19 protein-coding genes are annotated in these 18,335 nt (G+C 59.4%); 13 read left to right on the top strand and 6 right to left on the bottom strand.

The window, feature by feature from the left end; translation table 11 throughout:
• Positions 1-5 precede the first annotated feature (5 nt).
• Entirely contained in the window at positions 6-3,407 is a 3,402-nt protein-coding gene (locus Q1B46_RS08990; RefSeq protein ID WP_299947131.1) for an efflux RND transporter permease subunit, read from the top strand.
• Here the strand turns inward: Q1B46_RS08990 and Q1B46_RS08985 are convergent.
• Both Q1B46_RS08985 and Q1B46_RS08980 read right to left on the bottom strand, forming a co-directional pair.
• Positions 3,387-3,821, bottom strand: coding sequence for an NUDIX hydrolase (locus Q1B46_RS08985; protein ID WP_299947128.1), 435 nt, complete (start codon positions 3,819-3,821; stop codon positions 3,387-3,389). The genes Q1B46_RS08990 and Q1B46_RS08985 overlap by 21 nt on opposite strands.
• A 4-nt stretch (positions 3,822-3,825) precedes the next feature.
• On the bottom strand, positions 3,826-4,638 hold the full coding sequence (locus Q1B46_RS08980; RefSeq protein WP_299947126.1) for a protein-disulfide reductase DsbD domain-containing protein: 813 nt from the start codon (positions 4,636-4,638) through the stop codon (positions 3,826-3,828).
• A 148-nt stretch (positions 4,639-4,786) separates the two neighbouring features.
• On the opposite strand from Q1B46_RS08980, the gene Q1B46_RS08975 reads away from it, so the two are divergent.
• Positions 4,787-5,341 carry a YqgE/AlgH family protein gene (locus Q1B46_RS08975; protein WP_299662829.1) on the top strand — a complete coding sequence of 185 codons (555 nt, stop codon included), beginning with the start codon at positions 4,787-4,789 and terminating at the stop codon, positions 5,339-5,341.
• Here Q1B46_RS08975 and Q1B46_RS08970 read toward each other — a convergent pair.
• Positions 5,338-6,285: an L-threonylcarbamoyladenylate synthase gene (locus Q1B46_RS08970; RefSeq protein WP_299947124.1), complete on the bottom strand. Its 948-nt coding sequence runs from the start codon at positions 6,283-6,285 to the stop codon at positions 5,338-5,340. The two genes, Q1B46_RS08975 and Q1B46_RS08970, sit on opposite strands and share 4 nt — an antisense overlap.
• A gap of 132 nt (positions 6,286-6,417) precedes the next feature.
• Between Q1B46_RS08970 and Q1B46_RS08965 the strand changes: the two genes are divergently transcribed.
• The 7 genes from Q1B46_RS08965 (at position 6,418) to Q1B46_RS08935 (ending at position 12,922) form a co-directional block, all read left to right on the top strand.
• Positions 6,418-8,121, top strand: a complete 1,704-nt coding sequence (locus Q1B46_RS08965) for an acyl-CoA dehydrogenase (RefSeq protein ID WP_299947108.1) — start codon at positions 6,418-6,420, stop codon at positions 8,119-8,121.
• Positions 8,121-9,167: an MBL fold metallo-hydrolase gene (locus Q1B46_RS08960; protein WP_299947106.1), complete on the top strand. Its 1,047-nt coding sequence runs from the start codon at positions 8,121-8,123 to the stop codon at positions 9,165-9,167. Before Q1B46_RS08965 ends, Q1B46_RS08960 begins: the two co-directional genes overlap by 1 nt.
• Positions 9,168-9,171: 4 nt before the next feature.
• Positions 9,172-9,621 carry a DUF6173 family protein gene (locus tag Q1B46_RS08955; RefSeq protein ID WP_299662834.1) on the top strand — a complete coding sequence of 150 codons (450 nt, stop codon included), beginning with the start codon at positions 9,172-9,174 and terminating at the stop codon, positions 9,619-9,621.
• A 64-nt stretch (positions 9,622-9,685) separates the two neighbouring features.
• The gene (locus Q1B46_RS08950) at positions 9,686-11,524 is read left to right on the top strand and encodes a glycerophosphodiester phosphodiesterase family protein (RefSeq protein ID WP_299947104.1); all 1,839 of its coding nucleotides are present in this window, start codon (positions 9,686-9,688) and stop codon (positions 11,522-11,524) included.
• Positions 11,511-12,065, top strand: coding sequence for a hypothetical protein (locus tag Q1B46_RS08945; RefSeq protein ID WP_299947102.1), 555 nt, complete (start codon positions 11,511-11,513; stop codon positions 12,063-12,065). Before Q1B46_RS08950 ends, Q1B46_RS08945 begins: the two co-directional genes overlap by 14 nt.
• Before the next feature lie 68 nt (positions 12,066-12,133).
• Positions 12,134-12,268, top strand: coding sequence for an aa3-type cytochrome c oxidase subunit IV (locus Q1B46_RS08940; protein ID WP_299947100.1), 135 nt, complete (start codon positions 12,134-12,136; stop codon positions 12,266-12,268).
• A 21-nt stretch (positions 12,269-12,289) separates the two neighbouring features.
• Positions 12,290-12,922, top strand: a complete 633-nt coding sequence (locus Q1B46_RS08935) for a hypothetical protein (protein ID WP_299947098.1) — start codon at positions 12,290-12,292, stop codon at positions 12,920-12,922.
• On the opposite strand, the gene Q1B46_RS08930 is transcribed toward Q1B46_RS08935, so the two are convergent.
• On the bottom strand, positions 12,911-13,243 hold the full coding sequence (locus tag Q1B46_RS08930; RefSeq protein WP_299662839.1) for an AzlD domain-containing protein: 333 nt from the start codon (positions 13,241-13,243) through the stop codon (positions 12,911-12,913). The two genes, Q1B46_RS08935 and Q1B46_RS08930, sit on opposite strands and share 12 nt — an antisense overlap.
• The gene (locus tag Q1B46_RS08925) at positions 13,240-13,950 is read right to left on the bottom strand and encodes an AzlC family ABC transporter permease (protein ID WP_299947095.1); all 711 of its coding nucleotides are present in this window, start codon (positions 13,948-13,950) and stop codon (positions 13,240-13,242) included. Before Q1B46_RS08925 ends, Q1B46_RS08930 begins: the two co-directional genes overlap by 4 nt.
• Between Q1B46_RS08925 and Q1B46_RS08920 the strand changes: the two genes are divergently transcribed.
• The 4 genes from Q1B46_RS08920 to glp are packed head-to-tail and all read left to right on the top strand — an operon-like array spanning position 13,949 to position 17,289.
• The gene (locus tag Q1B46_RS08920) at positions 13,949-14,890 is read left to right on the top strand and encodes a formate dehydrogenase accessory sulfurtransferase FdhD (protein ID WP_299947094.1); all 942 of its coding nucleotides are present in this window, start codon (positions 13,949-13,951) and stop codon (positions 14,888-14,890) included. The genes Q1B46_RS08925 and Q1B46_RS08920 overlap by 2 nt on opposite strands.
• The gene (gene mobA / locus Q1B46_RS08915) at positions 14,883-15,539 is read left to right on the top strand and encodes a molybdenum cofactor guanylyltransferase MobA (RefSeq protein ID WP_299947092.1); all 657 of its coding nucleotides are present in this window, start codon (positions 14,883-14,885) and stop codon (positions 15,537-15,539) included. Before Q1B46_RS08920 ends, mobA begins: the two co-directional genes overlap by 8 nt.
• Positions 15,536-16,027 carry a molybdopterin-guanine dinucleotide biosynthesis protein B gene (mobB, locus tag Q1B46_RS08910; protein ID WP_299947089.1) on the top strand — a complete coding sequence of 164 codons (492 nt, stop codon included), beginning with the start codon at positions 15,536-15,538 and terminating at the stop codon, positions 16,025-16,027. Before mobA ends, mobB begins: the two co-directional genes overlap by 4 nt.
• Positions 16,024-17,289, top strand: coding sequence for a gephyrin-like molybdotransferase Glp (gene glp, locus Q1B46_RS08905; protein ID WP_299947086.1), 1,266 nt, complete (start codon positions 16,024-16,026; stop codon positions 17,287-17,289). The genes mobB and glp overlap by 4 nt, the downstream gene beginning before the upstream one ends.
• 42 nt (positions 17,290-17,331) lie before the next feature.
• Here glp and Q1B46_RS08900 read toward each other — a convergent pair whose 3' ends face one another.
• Positions 17,332-18,324, bottom strand: a complete 993-nt coding sequence (locus Q1B46_RS08900) for a hypothetical protein (RefSeq protein WP_299662844.1) — start codon at positions 18,322-18,324, stop codon at positions 17,332-17,334.
• Positions 18,325-18,335 lie beyond the last annotated feature (11 nt).

The raw sequence follows: 18,335 nt of genomic DNA, 5'->3' as shown, positions 1-18,335 counted from the left end.
GCGCTATGATCCGCGACATTCCCAACGCGGCAGGCGGTATCCTGAGCTATTTCACCAGACATCGGACAGCGGCCAATCTGTTGCTGCTGGTCATGCTGGTGCTGGGCGTTGCGGCGATCCCCAACATGCGGGCGCAGTTCTTTCCTGACGTGATCCTTGAACGTGTCGATGTGAATGTCGAATGGGACGGCGCAGGCCCTGAGGATGTCGACAACGGTATTATCCAGTTGCTTGAACCGGCGCTCTTGGCCGTCGAAGGCGTGGCCAGCACCGAATCGACCTCGCGCGAAGGTTCGGCGCAGGTCCGGTTGGAGTTCGAGCCTAACTGGGACATGTCCCGCGCGGTCGAGGAGGTTCGGACCGCCGTCGACAGCGTCACCAACCTGCCCGAAGACGCCGAAGAACCGACAATTCGGCGCGGGGCCTGGCGCGATCGCGTGACGGATGTAGTCATCACCGGCCCCATCGAGGCCGAGCAATTGGCAAAGTTTACCGATGAGCTGATCAGTCGCCTGTTTGCGGCGGGCGTCACGCGCACCACGATCCGGGGTCTGGCCGCACCGCGCGTGGTGGTCGAGGTGCCCACCGCGCAGCTAATCGCAAATGATATATCGCTCTCGGATATTGCAGCGGCCATCGCGGCCGAGGTCACCGCTAACCCTGCAGGCGATGTCTCGGGTGCCAATGCGCGCATTCGAACAGGCGTCGAAAAACGCACCCCCGAAGAGATCGAAGGAATTGCCCTTCGCAACTTTGGCGATGGTTCAAAACTGGTTGTGGGTGATGTGGCGCAGATCCGGGTTGAGGGGGTCACACGCAACCGCAGCTATTTCGTGGGCGAAAACCCGGCGATGTCGATCCGCGTTGATCGGTCGAACCTCGGTGATGCCATCGGAATTCAGCGCGATGTCGAAGATGTGGTGACCGCAATGCAGGCAAGCCTGCCCGAAGGCATCACGGTTGAGCTGATCCGCACACGCGCGCAGGCCATCACTGACCGTCTGGATATTCTGGTGGACAACGGCCTGGTGGGCCTCGGCCTAGTGGTTTGTTTGCTCTTTCTGTTCCTCAATGCCCGGATCGCCTTTTGGGTGGCCGCTGGTATCCCGGTGGCGATGTCGGCGGCGATCGCACTGATGTATCTGGGCGGGTTGTCACTGAACATGGTGTCTCTGTTTGGTCTCATCATTACGTTGGGGATCGTGGTAGATGATGCCATCGTGGTGGGCGAACATGCGGATTTCCGCGCCCGCCGTCTGGGTGAGGCCCCAATGGTCGCCGCCGAGCGCGCCGCTCGCCGCATGGCGATGCCGGTGTTTGCGGCAACTGTTACCACGGTCATTGCCTTCTTTGGCCTGACTGCCATCGGTGGCCGGTTTGGAGAGCTGATCCGCGATATCCCGTTCACCGTCATCGCCGTTCTGATCGCCTCTTTGATTGAATGCTTCCTGATCCTGCCGAACCACATGGCCCATGCCATCGCGCATTCGGCCAAGGAACATTGGTACGACTGGCCCAACCGCGTTGTGAATAAGGGTTTCCGCTGGGTGCGGGATCACCTGTTCCGCCCGTTGGTCGCATGGGTGGTCTGGGCGCGCTATGTGGTGGTTGCGCTGATGGTGGTCATACTAACCAGCCAGATCGCGCTGTTCATCCGGGGCGATGTGAACTGGCGATTCTTCAATGCGCCGGAACGCGGCTCGGTCACGGGCAATTTCATCATGGTCGAGGGTGCCACGCGCGCTGAGACGCTGGAAATGATGCACATGGTCCAGCAGGCCACCGACGAACTGGGCCAGATCTACGAAGAGCGTCATGGACGTAATCCCATCGAATATGTTCTGGCCGAAATCGGCGGATCGGCAGGGTGGGGACTGCGCGCGGCAGATGGGAAGGATCACGATCTGCTGGGCGGTATCTCGATTGAACTGATCGACGCTGATCTGCGCCCTTATTCCAGCTTTGAATTTGTGGGTGAATTGCAGGATTTCGTGCCGCGTCATCCAAAGGTCGAGTTGCTCAGCTTCCGCGGTTGGCGCTCTGGTCCCGGTGGCGATGCGATTGACGTCGAGTTCTATGGCGCGGATGTGAACACGTTGAAATCCGCGTCGGAAGATTTGCAACTGGCGCTTTCGAAATACTCCGAGGTCTCGGCGCTTGAAGACAATTTGGCCTATGATAAGGAAGAGTTCATTCTGGACTTGACCGCGCAGGGCCAGGCGCTGGGCTTCCGCATCGAAACGCTGGGTCGTGTGCTGCGAAACCGTCTGAACGGGATCGAGGCGGCGACCTTCCCAGATGGTCCACGCAGCACCGAGATCAGGGTTGAACTGCCCGAAGGCGAACTGACCGCCGATTTTCTGGAACGCACGCTGCTGCGGACGCCTGATGGCATCTATGTGCCGCTGGCCGATATTGTGTCGGTCGAGCGTAAGTCGGGCTTCTCGACCGTCCGGCGTGAGAACGGCCTGCGGGTGATTTCAGTGAATGGCGATATTTCCGAGGACGACCCGGTACAGGCCGCCGAGATCGCACGCGCCATGCGCGAAGAAATTCTGCCTAACATTGCCGCTGAACGTCAGGTCGAATGGCGCATGTCAGGTCTGAGTGAGCAAGAGGACGAGTTCCTCACAGAAGCGCGAACCGGACTGATCCTGTGTCTGACGGGGATTTATTTGGTTCTGGCATGGGTCTTTGCCAGTTGGACGCGGCCTTTGGTCGTTATGGCGATCATTCCCTTTGGCCTCGTGGGCGCGATCTGGGGGCATTACCTCTGGGGAGTCCCTCTGAGTATGTTCACTGTCGTTGGCTTGTTGGGAATGACCGGGATCATCATCAACGACTCGATCGTTCTGGTGACTACGATCGATGGATATCAACAGGAACGTGGGCTGGTGCCGTCAATTGTTGAAGGCACGGCAGACCGGTTGCGACCGGTGATGTTGACTACGCTGACCACGGTCCTGGGGTTGACGCCGTTGATGTACGAAAGCTCGCAGCAAGCACAGTTCCTGAAACCAACGGTGATCACTCTGGTCTACGGGTTGGGTTTTGGGATGGTGCTGATCTTGCTGCTGGTGCCTGCGCTGCTGGCCATCCTGAACGACATTTCGCGCCCGATGGTATCGATGCGGCGCGCCTTGCGCGCGCCAGAGCGCGCAGTGCGCACAGCAGTTCGCGCAACAGGCGCAGCGCTTGCGGCTTGGCTGGGGGCGTCGATGATCTGGCCTGCGGTAACTGGCGCGCCGCTGCCGCTGCTTTCAGGACTCTATCCAGCTGCTGACGGTCCAAGCGTGTTGCAGATGGGTTTTGGCGTCTTCGCGGCTGGCGCGACAGTGATCCTGCTGTTGGGTGTACTGCTGTCGAGCCTGTTTTATGCGCGCCTGTCAGGTCGCGCCAAGGCCTGATCGCGCAATTGCAAGCCTTAGCAGATCGGGCACACGGTCGCTCATGGGAAGGTCTCCGGTTATGATTTGATCTACGGGGAACCACTGCGCATCCCGCGCGTCATCCGCTGCAATTGGCGTGCCCGAGATATAGCGGCACGCCACACCAACCAGTAGGTAATGCGCCCGAATCTGCCCGTCACTATCACGCAGCAGCAGGTCTAGATTGTCGAGATAGGACATTGGTTCGGCGATCACACCGGTCTCTTCCCGCAGTTCACGGGCGGCGGCGTCCAGAACGGTTTCACCCCATTCGACATGGCCGCCGGGAAAGCCCCAAAGGCCTGCATCGGGTTCTTTGTTGCGCTGAACCAACAACGCCTGACCTTCATGTATCACAACGGCCAGCGCGCCAATCTTTGGGGTCTGGCTCATCCGGTCAGCCTGCACTGCATCCTTTGATGTCCACCGCGTGGTTCGCCCCCAGCACGGTGATCCGAACCTCGGACCGATCCAGCGCAAAAGGTCCGCCAGAGGCACTGATGACCTCGGAGCTGGCAACCAGTGTGTTGCCCTGACGGCGTGTCTTGGGCTGTGACGCCCAAAGCGCCGGGTTGCCCGGCTCGATCACGGCAAACTCGGCCCCGCCTGCCGAGGGCATGGTGATATGCGCCTCGATCTGCATTCCGTCGGCGGTGGGTGTCAGATGGCATGTTGCGCCTGCTACTCCGGCCTCGCGCTCAGAAAACGGGCGCTGGGCGAGGGCTGCAGCGATGGTTGGGTTGCGCCCGGCGTTGGCGTCCAGCGTGTGGTCAAAGTCCAAGCGGCCCGGCACGCAAACATCCTTGCACACGCCAAGATCCATCTCACCGCGTAATCGTACCGGTTTCGCAGGGTTCTTGGGCGTGATTTCGACCGGCAGAACCAACTGATCCACATACCCGACCGAGCGGAACCCGTTCTGGTCGAACACATGCGGCGTGGGCCATGTGATGGCGATATCCGCGATGTTGCCAGAGCCCTTCCAGTCAAACTGGGGTGGAATGCCCGCATCCCCAGGCGCGCGCCAATAGGTCTTCCATCCTTCCTTGAGCGTCAGGCGCAAAGCTCCTTGATAGGTGCCATTGGTGGTTTTGCCACCGTCCAACACCTCAAGCTGCACAAGATTGTCTACCCCTTGCGCGAGGGCAGGGGCACCGATGCAAAGCGTGGTGGCCAGGGCGGCCACGGTGGATTTCCAAAGCAATTTCATATGCAGAACATGCGCATTCCGGGCATGAATGCCAAGTCACGTTCAGGTCACATCAGTGAAATGCGCGGAAATCCCGGCTGATCCCTTGCCATTCCCGGTTCCGCAGGGTCATTCTAGGACCAACCCAGAGCATAAGAGATGTCTGCTGATGGACCTTACGGGAAAACTGTTGATTGCGATGCCCGGCATGGGCGATCCGCGATTCGAGCATTCGGTCGTTTATATCTGCAGTCATGGTAACGACGGGGCGATGGGGCTGATCATCAACAAACCCTCTGACCTGCGGATCAAGACGTTGCTGGAACAACTCAACATCCCCTGCCGCATCCCGGTGGTGGGCGAACGTCTGGTGCAGTTTGGTGGCCCGGTTGAGATGTCGCGCGGATTTGTACTGCACAGTTCGGATTATGATGCAAACCTGCATTCGATGCAGATCGCAGATGATTTCAGTATGACCGCCACTCTGGATGTGCTCGAGGATCTGGCCACGGGCAAAGGACCGCTGAATTCGATGCTGACGCTGGGCTATTCCGGTTGGGGGCCGGATCAGCTTGAGGATGAGATCGCGATGAATGGTTGGCTGACGACAGACGCGTCTTCGAAGCTGGTCTTTGATGTGCCCGATGATGAGAAATGGGAGGCCGCGTTGGCCACCCTTGGGGTGGATCCCCTGTCGCTCTCGGCCAGCGCAGGGCGCGCTTAATCGCGGGGTGCTGCGGCGCGCCGCAGGCGGTCGTTGATGGCTGCCCCCAACCCGTGATTGGGAATCGGTGAAACGGCGATCGGACGACTGGTTTCGTTCAACTTGTGCAGCGCTGCGAACAGATTGGCTGCGGCTTCGGGCAGGCTGCTGCTTTCAGACAGGTTCAGGTCGCAGGTGACCGTGCCAAATCCCAGCAACACCTCGTCCCCTTGACACGACTCTGCGTTCAGGCGGACTGGTGCGTCCGGCGCGTAGTGCGATTGTAGCTGCCCCGGCGCGGTCAACAGATCACCGGGTTGATGGTGATGCAGATTGGCCTGCATAACCTCTTCGATCTGTTCCAGCGCCACACCACCTGGGCGCAACAAAGCAGGGGCACCCGTCAGGCCGACAATGGTAGATTCAAGCCCGACACCGCAGGGCCCGTCATCCAGAATCGCGGCAATGCGCCCCGTAAGCCCCGCCCGGACATGGGCCGCTGTGGTTGGGCTGATCTGACCCGAAGGGTTGGCCGAGGGGGCTGCCACTGGGCCATCAAACGCTGCCAGCAAGGCCCGCGCGGTGGGATGCGCGGGTACGCGGACCGCCAGAGTATCGAGCCCGGCAGTGACCAGCGACGAAATCCCATGGTCAGAGCGCAAGGGCAGAACCAGTGTCAGTGGACCGGGCCAGAATGCCTGCGCCAGTAGCTCGGCCTGATCGGTCCACTCAACGAACCGTTTCGCGGTTTCGGTTGAGGCGACATGGGCGATCAGAGGGTTAAAGCTGGGTCGTCCCTTTGCCTCATAGATCGAGGCCACCGCGTCGCCGTTCCTTGCATCACCGCCGAGGCCATAGACAGTCTCGGTCGGGAACGCGACCAGCAGGCCCTGCCGCAGCAGGTCAGCGGCCTTGGCGATGCCTTGGGAATCTGCGGATAAATCTTGCGTGCCGAGAAGGGTCATAGGTCGTGACGCCGCGTTTTGGTTGCTTGCAGTTCAGGTAACGGTAGGTAATCGTGCCAGCCCAGATGAATACCGGCGTGGGGCCGGGATTCCAACCCCACGCAACGAACATGCCAGACCTAGAGGGAAACCATGCCCTATCGCGCCCCGATCTCAGACTATGAATTCCTGTTCCGCAACGTGATCGGTTTTGACCAGATCGCCGCGACCGAGAAGTTTTCAGAAGCCAGCGAAGATGTGGTCAGCGCCATTCTGACCGAAGCCGGGAAGATGTGCGAAGAAATCATGGCCCCGCTGCAGCGCCCCGGTGACCTGGAACCTGCGCGGTTGGAAAACGGAGTATTGCAGACCTCTCCGGGCTATGCCGAGGGGTGGAAGGCGATTGCCGAAGGCGGCTGGATCGGGATGAGTGGTGATCCCGAATATGGCGGAATGGGCCTACCTATGACCATGACCACCGCCGTGAACGAGATGATGAGCGCGGCCTGCCTGTCGCTGCAACTGGCCCCGCTGATGACACAAGGCCAGATTGAAGCGCTGGAGCATCATGCGAGCGACGAGCTGAAGGCGCTTTATCTGCCCAAGATGATGGCAGGTGAATGGTCGGGCACCATGAACCTGACCGAAGCGCAGGCTGGTTCGGATGTGGGGGCTCTGACCTCCAAGGCAGAAGACAATGGAGATGGCACCTACTCGGTAACCGGGCAGAAGATTTTCATTTCCTGGGGCGACAATGATTTCTGCGAAAACATCTGCCATCTGGTGCTGGCGCGTCTGCCCGATGGCGTGCCGGGAACCAAGGGGATTTCTCTGTTTCTGGTGCCGAAATACATTCCCGACGAAAACGGCAATCCCGGTGTGGCCAATGACCTGAAAGTTGTGTCGCTGGAACACAAGATGGGTCTCCACGGCTCGCCGACCTGCGTGATGCAATATGACGGGGCCAAGGGTTGGCTGGTCGGGAAAGAACATGGCGGTATGGCCGCGATGTTCACGATGATGAATAACGCGCGCCTCGGCGTCGGTGGCGAAGGTGTTGGCGCGGCCGAAGGCGCTTATCAACACGCGCTGGAATATGCTTTGGAGCGAAAGCAGGGTAAGACGCCCTCGGGTACGATCATTGACCATGCTGATGTGAGGCGGATGCTGATGTCCATGCGCGCGGACGTGTTTGCTGCGCGCGCGATCATGCTGGCCAACGCGGCATCCATCGACATGGCGCAGGCCACAGGTGAGGCCGATTGGGCGGCGCGGGCGGCTTTGCTGACGCCGATCTGTAAGGCCTTTGGCACCGAGACCGGCATGCGCGTGTCTGAGACCGGGGTGCAGGTGCATGGCGGAATGGGCTTTATCGAAGAAACCGGGGCTGCGCAGTATTACCGCGATGTGCGTGTCACGGCGATCTATGAGGGTACGAATGGCATTCAGGCCATGGATCTTGTGGCCCGCAAGATGATGGACGGGGGTGAGGCGGCTATGAGCCTGCTGGATGAGATCGAGGATCAGGCAGAAAAAGCCCGCGCAACCATTCCTGAACTCGCGGGTCCGGTGTGGGAGGCCACCGAATCCTTGCGGGAAACAACCGAATGGCTGGTCGCACAATCAGATATGAACAACCGGTTTGCAGGTGCGACTGCCTATCTCAAGGCTTTCGCGCGGGTTTTGGGCGGGCATTACCACCTGTCTGCGGCTTTGGCCGACCCTGAAGGTCGGCGCGCCAAGCTGGCGAAGTACTACATCAACGCGCTGATGCCCGAATACACCGGTTTGCTGGCGCAGGCGCAGAACGGGGCCGATGACCTCTATGCGCTCAGCGCCGAAGAGCTGGCGGTCTGATGGACGGCGAGGCTCCGCAAGTGATGCGTTATCCGTGGGCAGAACCGCCTGCTTCTGGCGAGTGGATCGAGGTCGCCGAAGGGGTTCTGTGGATCAGGTTGCCGCTGCCCATGGCGCTGGATCATGTGAATGTCTACGCGTTGGATGAGGGCGATAGTTGGACGATTGTCGATACCGGGCTTTCTTCCAAGAAAGCACGCGCCATTTGGCAGGCCCTGATGGCCGGACCTCTGGCGGGTAATCCAGTGCGCCGGGTGGTTGTGACACACCACCACCCCGATCACATCGGCAATGCGGGCTGGTTCCAGTCCGAGCACGGGGCAGAGCTTGTGACCAGCCGCACAGCTTGGCTGTTCGCCCGAATGCTGACGCTGGACGTGCAGGAGAATTGGCCAAAGGAAACGCTGGATTACTATCGCAGCGCTGGCATGGATGCGGATGTGCTGGCTGGCAGGATGGCCGAGCGTCCGTTCAATTTTGCCGACACTGTGTACCCGATGCCGCTGGGCTTTACCCGGATCAAACAGGGCGATGTGATCCGCATGGGAGGCCGCGACTGGGATGTGCATATGGGCAATGGTCACGCACCTGAACACTGCACATTCTGGAGCCGTGACGACAATCTGGTTCTGACCGGAGATCAGATTCTCAGCTCGATCAGTTCAAATCTGGGTGTCTATGCGACCGAGCCGATGGCTGACCCGGTGGCCGATTGGCTTGAGGCCTGCGAACGTCTGAGACCGCTCTCCCGACCCGATCATCTGGTTTTGGGCGGGCACAAACTGCCCTTCACAGGGTTACCAGTCCGCATGCGTCAGTTGATCGACAACCACCACGGCGCGCTTGAACGTCTGCTGAACGATCTCGATCAACCCAAAACCGCCGCGGAATGCTTTGCCCCGCTGTTTAAGCGCCCCATCAAGGGTGGGGAATACGGCCTGGCGCTGGTTGAGGCGGTTGCACATGTGAACCATCTCTACCACATTGGAGTGGTCACCCGGACGCGGCGCGCGGACGGGGCGTGGGAGTATCAGCGCAAAGGGTAGAGCAATGGAAAAGATCGAAACATCGGCCGAGGCCGCAGAATCCGCAGCTTTGCCACGGTGTTACGAGGTACATGCCAATCCGGAAACGGCGTCGGGCAACAAAGACCTGCCAAAACCCCTGCAAAAACCGGTTGAAACCAAAAGCCCGGCGCAATGGGCTTATGAGCGGCTGATCCTCTACATTCAGAATTTCGAGAAAACGCTGGATGGCGATCACGAGGTCGCCATGGGCTTTACCGGCGGCGATGCGGGCGTGATGCGGATCGAAGGCATGGGTTATTTCGACCCGGACATCATAACCTTTTATGGTTCGGATGCGACGGGGGCAAAAACCCAGCTTGTCCAGCATGTCACCCAGTTGAACGTGATGCTGCGTGCTCTGCCCAAGACGGTCGAGAACAAGCCGGCCAATCGCATCGGCTTCCGACTGGCAGCGGACCTGGAAGAAAGCTGACGCTAACCCTTGCAATTCACACTTGCGCAGCCTTGAATGTACCGACAATTCAGGAGGCGCGCGCGTGACCAATTTCTCAGCCGTTACAAATGCCTATCGGGGCGCGTGGGCTCGGCGGCGCGTGTTTGTGCCTGTCTATGTTGCCGTGCGGCTGCTGCTGGTCGCGCTGATCGCGCCGGGCGTTGCGATTGCCGTCAATCTTGCTGTTTCGCTATCAGACCAGTCGGCGCTGACGGATCAGGACATTGCGATGTTCCTGCTGTCGCCTGCCGGGTTCATCGCGGCGGTTGTGGTCCTTAGCCTGTTCCTACTGGCCGAGGTCTTTGTCTTTTCGGTGATGGCTGGATCGCTGCGGATGGGCGAACGCGATCCGTGGCGCGCGGGCAGCGCCTCGATCCGGTTGATCGTGACGCGCCTGCCTGCGTTGTTCGAGTTCGCTGCGCGGTTCATTCTGCGGGTGCTGGTACTGGCGTTGCCGTTTGTCGTTGTTGCCGGAGTGATCGCATGGTGGATGCTGACGGAATACGACATCAACTATTACCTTACCTTCCATCCACCTTCGTTCTGGGTCGCGGTGGTACTGATCGGTTTTGTCGTGCTGTGTTTGGCGTGGGTCCTGATCCGCAGACTCTCAGCCTGGGCGCTTGCGCTGCATCTTGTACTGTTCGAGGATTGCAAGCCTGCCGAGGCCTTCGCGATCAGCACGGACCGGATGGAAGGCAAACGCGGCAGGCTCAAGATCGAGTTGGGCCTCTGGCTCGCCACACGGGTTGCGATCGCTGCGCTGATCGCCGTTGTGGCTGGGTTGCTATTTGATCTTGTGCCGCTTCAAGACAGCGCGAACCTGCGTTTTGCGCTGATCTACAGCTTGGTCATAGCGGGTCTGTGGTCGCTGGCGGGCCTAGTGCTGGCAGCCATTGCGCTGGGTGCGCTGGCAGTTTTGTTGGACGGGTTCTTTGAGACACAAGGACGGGAGATTCCGCATCCTGAACCCGGAAATTTACGCGCACCACTCTATTCCGTAGTAGGTGGAGCGATCATTGCCGTGTTGGTCGGCCTCTGGTTCGGGCAAGAGTTGCTGGAGCGTGTTCAAGCCCCGGATCATGCGGATGTCATCGCTCATCGTGGTGCAGCGGCCTTGCGGCCTGAAAACACCATGGCATCGGTCCTGAAGGCCATCGAAGATGGGGCCGACTGGGTCGAGATTGACGTCCAGGAAACTGCCGATGATGTGGTTATCATTGCCCATGACAGCGATTTCATGAAGTTGGCGGGCGTGCCGCTTAAGGTCTGGGATGCAACGATGGAAGATGTTGCCGAGATTGATATCGGCAGCTGGTTTGACCCGGAATATGCCTCGGAACGCACACCGACGCTGCACGATGTTCTGCAGGCAGCCAAGGGCAAATCCAAGGTCATCATCGAGCTGAAATACTATGGTCATGACGTCGATCTGGAAAACCGCGTTGCAACCATTGTCGAAGAGCTGGAGATGCAGGACGACATCGCCACAATGTCGCTGAAGTACCCAGTAGTGCAGAAGATGAAAGCGCTGCGCCCTGACTGGCGCGCGGGTGTTCTGGCGGCTACGGCAATTGGCGATCTGTCGGGGCTAGAGGGCGATTTTGTCGCCGTGAACGCGGCGACGGTTACACCGGGTCTGATCCGCTCGATCCATGATGCGGGCAAGGACATTTACGTCTGGACGGTGAATGACCCGCTGCAGATGTCTGCGATGGCCTCGATGGGGGTTGACGGGTTGATCACAGACCGTCCGGCGACGGCGCGCGAGGTGCTACGCATCCGCGCCGAGATGGGGCCGGGTGAGCGGTTGATGCTGTGGTTGGCAACGAGCTTTGGCTTGTCGCTCGATACGTCCGAGATGCGCGATGAGAGCCCTTAGACTCGCCGTCGTTCTCGCCTGCTGCGCGTTGCCTGCAGCCGGGCAAGATCTGATGCGCAGCGTTGAAATGCCTGCGCATCGGGCGTTGGTAAAGTCCATCCGTGATGCTGCACTGTCCCCGTTTGAAACGGACGGCTGTTCGGGCGGCTTGTCCACCAGCTGGCGTCTGGTTGCTGAGACCTTTCCCAAGTTCAGCCTACTTTATGAGGCGCATCCGCCGTGGGAATATTGCTGCGTCACCCATGATCGTGCCTATCATAACGCGGGCGGTGCGTTACAGGCCAAAGCAAGCTTTGACGCCCGCCTCGCCGCCGACGACGCCCTGCGCACATGCGTTAAAACCCATGGCGAAACCTATGCCGACGAATATGCCGAACGCTATGACATGTCGCCGGATCAGATCCGATCAGTCCATTCGATCACCTCTGAGGCGATGTTCATGGCAGTACGCTTTGGCGGTGGCCCCTGCAGCGGATTGCCATGGCGTTGGGGGTTTGGTTATCCTGGGTGTTCAGTTTTTGACGCACCTGCGCGCGATTGACGTCGTGACAGGCCAGACATTTTGCATTATCCAACACTCCAAACACGCGAATTGGGATTCTTTGACACATGGCTGATCATAAGCACGGCGAGATGGACATCACCGTTCAAACCAAAACCTTTGACGGGTTCGTCAAGTTCACCACCTGGTTTGTGGTGGCATGTATTGCCCTTTGTGTTTTCCTGGCGGTGTTTGCGGCCTAAGTACCCAGAGGCGCGCGCTCCATGTTCAGAATTTTGATAGCCTGCCTGCTGGCGGCATTGGTTGCTGGTTGTGTCGGGTCTCAGCGCCCTCAGGCTGACCAGTCCGAGGTTGCATCGCGTTCGTATCGCGATCCTGGGCCTTCGACGCTGACGCTGTACACCATGATCAGCACGCGCACCGGATCAGGCGCGCATACATCGTTGATGATCAGCGGCAGCGAAAGGGTGATTTTTGACCCTGCCGGTTCATTTCGGGCGGATGTCGTGCCTATCAAGAACGACGTTCTTTATGGCATCACACCCAATGTCGAGCGCGCCTATCGCAGCAGCCACGCGCGCGAGACGCACTATGCCCGCATCCAGACCATTGAAGTGACGCCACAACAGGCCGAGATCGCGCTGCAACTGGCCAAGCAGATGGGCCCGGTGGCCGGAGCGTACTGCGCGAACTCAACCTCGCAATTGTTGCAGCAGGTTCCGGGTTTCGAGCAAATGAGCACCACTTTCTATCCTGTGAAACTGTCCGAGCAGTTTGGCCAGATTCCGGGTGTCGTGACCACGGAATACCGCGAGAGTGACTCGGCCGATCTGCAGCAGGGTCTGGCCGCAAACAACGCGCGGCTCAATCAGCTTGAAGCGGCCTCAACCAACTAGGTAAAGCAGACCGTACAGCGTAGCGGCCCCCGAGAAGATGGCTGCCAATACGTTTTTCGTGACTATTCCAACCGTCAGTGCAACCGCTGCTGACGCCATGCGTGGCACATCCGGTTGCCCGTTCGTGGCCGCTGGCCACACCACCAACGGGGCAATCAGGGCCGGAATGATCGCAACGGCCGTATAGCGCAAATGACGCAGCAACCAGGGGGGCATCGGGCGATCCCCGACCAACCCGATAAAGGTAAATCTCAGGGCATAGCTGCCAATTGCCAGACCGATAATGATGATCCAAATAGTGGTCGGGTCGACTTGGGTCATGTTTTCTTCCGATCCAGCTGCAACTCTGCCTGCGCACCAGCAATCATACCGGCCGCGCCAGCGATCAGCAGGCCGAGGTTGAACGGAACTCCAACCGTCAGCAGCGCCACGACAATCGCCACCAGTGCTGCAACAACATGGGCAAGCGTGCGCATCATCGGCCCAATCATCGAGAGAAACGTAATGGGCAGGGCAAAATCCAGCGCCCAGCTGTCTGGAATTTGCGTCCCCAGAACTGCCCCCAGATACGTTGCAATCAACCAAAGCGGAGTGATCGGCGTGACCGAGCCGACAAAATAGGCCATGCGTTGGGGCACCGACATGTCCGGCTCTTTCTCAAACCGGACGACGGAACAGGCATAGGACTGATCCACAATCAGATAGGCGGCGCAGGCGCGCTGCCACAGCGGCGCCGCCCCCAGATAGGGCGTCAGCGAAGCCGAATACATCGCAACCCTCAGATTCACCGCCAGCGCAGAAATCAGAATGATGATCGTAGGGGTGTTGTCCTGCAGCAGCTGCAGTGCGGTAAATTGCGCTGCCCCGGCGAATACTGTGGCGGAAAAGGCCATGGTTTGGACGATGTTCAAGCCCGCCTCGGTCGCGAACACGCCGAACAAGGTGCCAAAGGGAATCGCCACGAATACGAAGGGCGAACCGTCGCGAAAACCTTTCCAGAAGTAAGACTTGGATGTGGCGGAAGCCATGGCTAAATCCTATGGTGACGCAAGCAGCAGTAGCCGTCTTGTGAAAGGGTTGCAATTGGCCACGGAAATCGATCTGTCAGAATACCTTATCGCACCCGATCCCGGTGCAGCCCGCCTGACCCGCGCGGTACAAGGCGTGGATCAGAATGGTGAGGTCAGCCAGATTTCGGTGGTTGAGGAACGTCCGCTGACCATCTTCCTCAACGCGCAGGAAATCGTGACCGCGATGACCATCGGCGATTATCCCGAATACCTTGCACTGGGGTTCTTGCGCAATCAGGGGATGCTGTTGGCCGACGACGAAATAAAGCAAGTCGACTACGACGATGATCTAGAAACCGTGATTGTCCGCACGGCGCGCGAGACCTCGTATGAGGACAAGCTGAAGAAAAAAACCCGCACAAGCGGATGCGCCGTGGGCACTGTGTTCGGTGATATGATGGAAGGGCTGGAGGACGTGCGCCTGCCGCAGGTCTCCGTGCGCACCTCGTGGCTGTATGATCTGGCCGCCAAGATCAACCGTACGCCCTCGCTCTATCTTGAGGCCGGGGCGATTCATGGCACGGTGCTGTGCCGCGAAAACCGCCCGTTGGTCTATATGGAGGACGTGGGCCGCCACAACGCTGTCGACAAGATCGCGGGTTGGATGTTGTCCGAAGGCGAGGGTGCGGCGGACAAAATCCTCTATACAACCGGTCGCCTGACCTCGGAAATGGTGATCAAAACGGCGATGATGGGCATCCCGGTACTCGCCTCACGTTCAGGTTTCACCGCATGGGGGGTGGAGATCGCGCGCGAAGTCGGTCTGACCCTGATCGGCCGCATGCGCGGGCAGCGGTATGTCTGCCTTTCGGGTGAGGACCGTTTGGTGCGTGACGTTGATCCCGCGACCGTAGCAGTCGAGGACAAGAAACATCGCAGGAAGAGCGCCAATGGCTGATTGGGAGCAGAAACCATTAGGTGTCATTCTTGCGGGTGGCCTCGCAACCCGCATGGGCGGAGGCGACAAAGGGTTGTTGCAGATCGGCGGGCAAAGCCTGTTGGATCGTGTGATCGAACGGATATCACCTCAGGTTAACGGACTGGCACTGAATGCCAACGGGAACGCATCGCGGTTTTCAAAGCTGGGTCTACCTGTGATTGCGGATTCGATTGTAGGCTTCGCAGGGCCGTTGGCCGGTGTTCTCGCAGGTCTCGATTGGGCTGCTGAACAAGGTGCACATTCCATCGTGACGGTAGCGGCGGATACGCCGTTTTTTTCGCGTGATCTGGTGGCGCAATTGTTGCTGGCCGCTGATGGGCAACAGCATCCACTTGTTCTCGCTACCACGCCGCGTACTGGGGATGATGCGTTGAAATCTGGTGGCGGCAAGCGGGTCAATCGGCACCCGACATTTGGCCTCTGGCCAGTCGCCCTGCGCAATGATCTGCGAGTGGCGCTTGAGGGTGGTTTGCGCAAGGTTGTCCTGTGGACCGACCAGCATGAGGGGCGTGAAGCCTTGTTCTCAGCCGAACCTTTTGATCCGTTTTTCAACGTCAACACGCCCGAAGATTTGGCACGCGCCGAAACATTGTTGGAGCAAGCATGAAGGTTTACGGCGTCACCGGCTGGAAAAACGCAGGTAAAACCGGGCTGATGGAACGGCTGGTGGCCGAGATCAGCGGGCGTGGCTTTAGCGTTTCCACGGTCAAACACGCGCATCATTGCGTTGATGTCGACCAGCCGGGCACGGACAGCCACCGTCATCGTGTGGCAGGTGCATCCGAGGTGTTGCTGGCATCAGATCAGCGTATCGCCTTGATGCAGGAGCTGCGCGGCGCGCCGGAACCAAAGCTGGACGCGTTGCTGGCCCGTTTGTCACCGGTCGATCTGGTGCTGGTCGAAGGTTTCAAACGCGAACGTCATCCCAAGGTCGAGGCTTTTCGCGCAGAGCCCGGCAATCCGCTGATTGCAGCAAATGATGACTCGATCCGCGCGGTTGCCAGCGATACGTCATTGGAACTGGATCGCCCCGTATTCGATCTGGGTGATACGATGGCCATTGCAGATTTCATCCTTGGGGAGGTCGGATTATGAGTAAGCCGGATATTGCACCGCCACCCTTGCGCAATGATTGCTTTGCCCTGCCCGCCGGGGTGAACTGGACGCCGGTTGACGAAGCTCTGGCGCTGTTGCGGGATAGATTGACGGTAGTGACCAGGATCGAGAGCGTGCCGTTGATGCAGGCCGCGGGTCGCATTCTGGTATCGGATGAGCTGGCCAAACGGTCAAATCCGCCACAGGCAAACACGGCTGTAGATGGGTACGGATTCGCCGGGCCTGTGCCAGATGGTTCCTGCGTTTTGCCGTTAGTCGATGGGCGGGCTGCTGCGGGTATTCCGTTTAGCGGTGAGGTTCCTTTAGGCCATGCTGTGCGTGTTCTGACCGGGGCCGCCCTGCCACAGGGTGTTGATACGGTCATCCTGGAAGAGGACGTGACGTTTGAACGCGGGCACGTCGCTTTCCGAGGCCCATTGAAACAGGGTGCCAATACGCGAAATGCAGGTGAAGACGTAGTCGAAGGCGCATTGGCCTTGCCTGCCGGTCGGCGGTTGACGTCAGCGGATTTGGCGCTTTTGTCGGCAGTCGGGGTGGCCGAGGTATCCGTGCGCAAGACGTTGCGCGTGGGCGTGCTGTCGACCGGGGATGAACTGGTCGAGCCGGGCGACAGTGCTGGGCCGGGGCAGATATATGATGCCAACCGCCCAATGTTGTTGTCGCTGGTAGAACGTATGGGTTTTGATCCGGTTGATCTTGGGCGCGCGACTGATGACCGCGAGGCATTGAAGCTGCATCTGGATCAAGCGGCTGAGCGGGTGGATGTAATCCTGACAAGTGGCGGGGCGTCTGCAGGTGATGAAGATCACGTCTCGGCGCTGTTGCGTGAGGCTGGGGCGATGCAGGAATGGCGCATCGCACTTAAGCCCGGCCGGCCTCTGGCGTTGGGTATGTGGGGGCAAACACCCGTTTTCGGTCTGCCGGGCAATCCCGTGGCAGCGATGGTCTGCACATTGATCTTTGCACGCCCTGCGCTGAGCTTGATGGCTGGCGCAGGCTGGCAGGAACCCCAAGGGTTCGACATGCCTGCCGCGTTTGAAAAGCGCAAGAAACCGGGCCGCCGCGAGTATCTGCGCGCCCGTATCCGCGATGGAAAGGCCGAGGTGTTTCATTCGGAAGGGTCGGGCCGGATCAGCGGGCTGAGCTGGGCCGAAGGTCTTGTGGAAATTGAGGACGGTGCCCGAGATATCAAGCAGGGCGATTTGGTGCGATTTATTCCATACGGAAGCTTTGGGCTCTGAGGAGCATTGCTTTTTAATTGTTCCGAGAAAACTCAAAGCGCCTTAGTCAAACGTCCCTGCCACCCGCCCCAGCAGCATGAAGGCCCGTGCAGTGCGGGTTTCACCCAGTGCTGTCAGCTCAGCGTCGCTGGCTTCGGGCTCGAACTCGACGATCATGTGATCGAAGCGACGCAGGAAATGGTGGGCCGCATCGCGAAAAATCGGGTCCTGTTTCATCCGTGCCGCCGTCAGTGCAAGTGATGACCGGTCCCGGATACCTCCCAATGCGGCCACCGACCGCCCGCGCGCGCCTTGGGCAAACTGCCGCCAGACCTCTGGCCGGGACATATCGGGGCGCAGGTCATCCATATAAATGCCTTCCTGGCTGAGCAGGGTCAGAACATCCTGTGAGGCCTGCACAAGTTGCGATGTCTTGCGGTCTTTCAGAGCGAGGCGCAGCGCATCAAAACCAGCTTCATCGCTTTGCGTTTCGGGGAAGTTCAGGGCGCGGATAAAGATATCGGTAGGCAGCGGGGGTGCAATGTCTTCCGCCGGTGTCCCGAGTTCCAACGAGGTTTGGTTGGCGGCCTCAGATGTGGGCTTACTGACCCGCGCAGGCTCGTCGCGGTTGGTCGAGAATGTCGCCAGTGCGCTTTCAGTCTTTTTCGCGCTTTCGGCGATTTCGTCAAGCTTTTTGCCGACTGTCGGCTCATAAGTGCTGGCGGCGCGCTGTTGTTGAACGACATAGCTGTTTCGGATCGCGTCGATTGCGGTCTGCAGGCGGGCGCTTTCCTCGCGCATCACACGACTGGCGCGCATGGCCAGGGCAGCGACCCAGATCATCGCCACGGGCATGAACACCGCCAGGAACGTTACGATGAACCCGCCTTGCTGTGCGCCGGGGAGCACCAGAAACACAACCGATACCACCAGCCAGATCAGGCTGAGCACAACAGCCGCGATCTCGATCTCGGTGACCGAGCTGTGCGCGGGGCGGTCATAGATACCCAGCGACGTTGGCTTTTCGGTTTCCTGCTCAGGTTCAGACCCTGACATGACAAACGCTC

Origin of the sequence: uncultured Ruegeria sp. (genome assembly GCF_947500045.1) — a bacterium.
Lineage (GTDB): Bacteria > Pseudomonadota > Alphaproteobacteria > Rhodobacterales > Rhodobacteraceae > Ruegeria.
The sequence above is the reverse complement of the archived record's forward strand: the minus strand, read 5'-3'. Positions and strand labels throughout refer to the sequence as shown.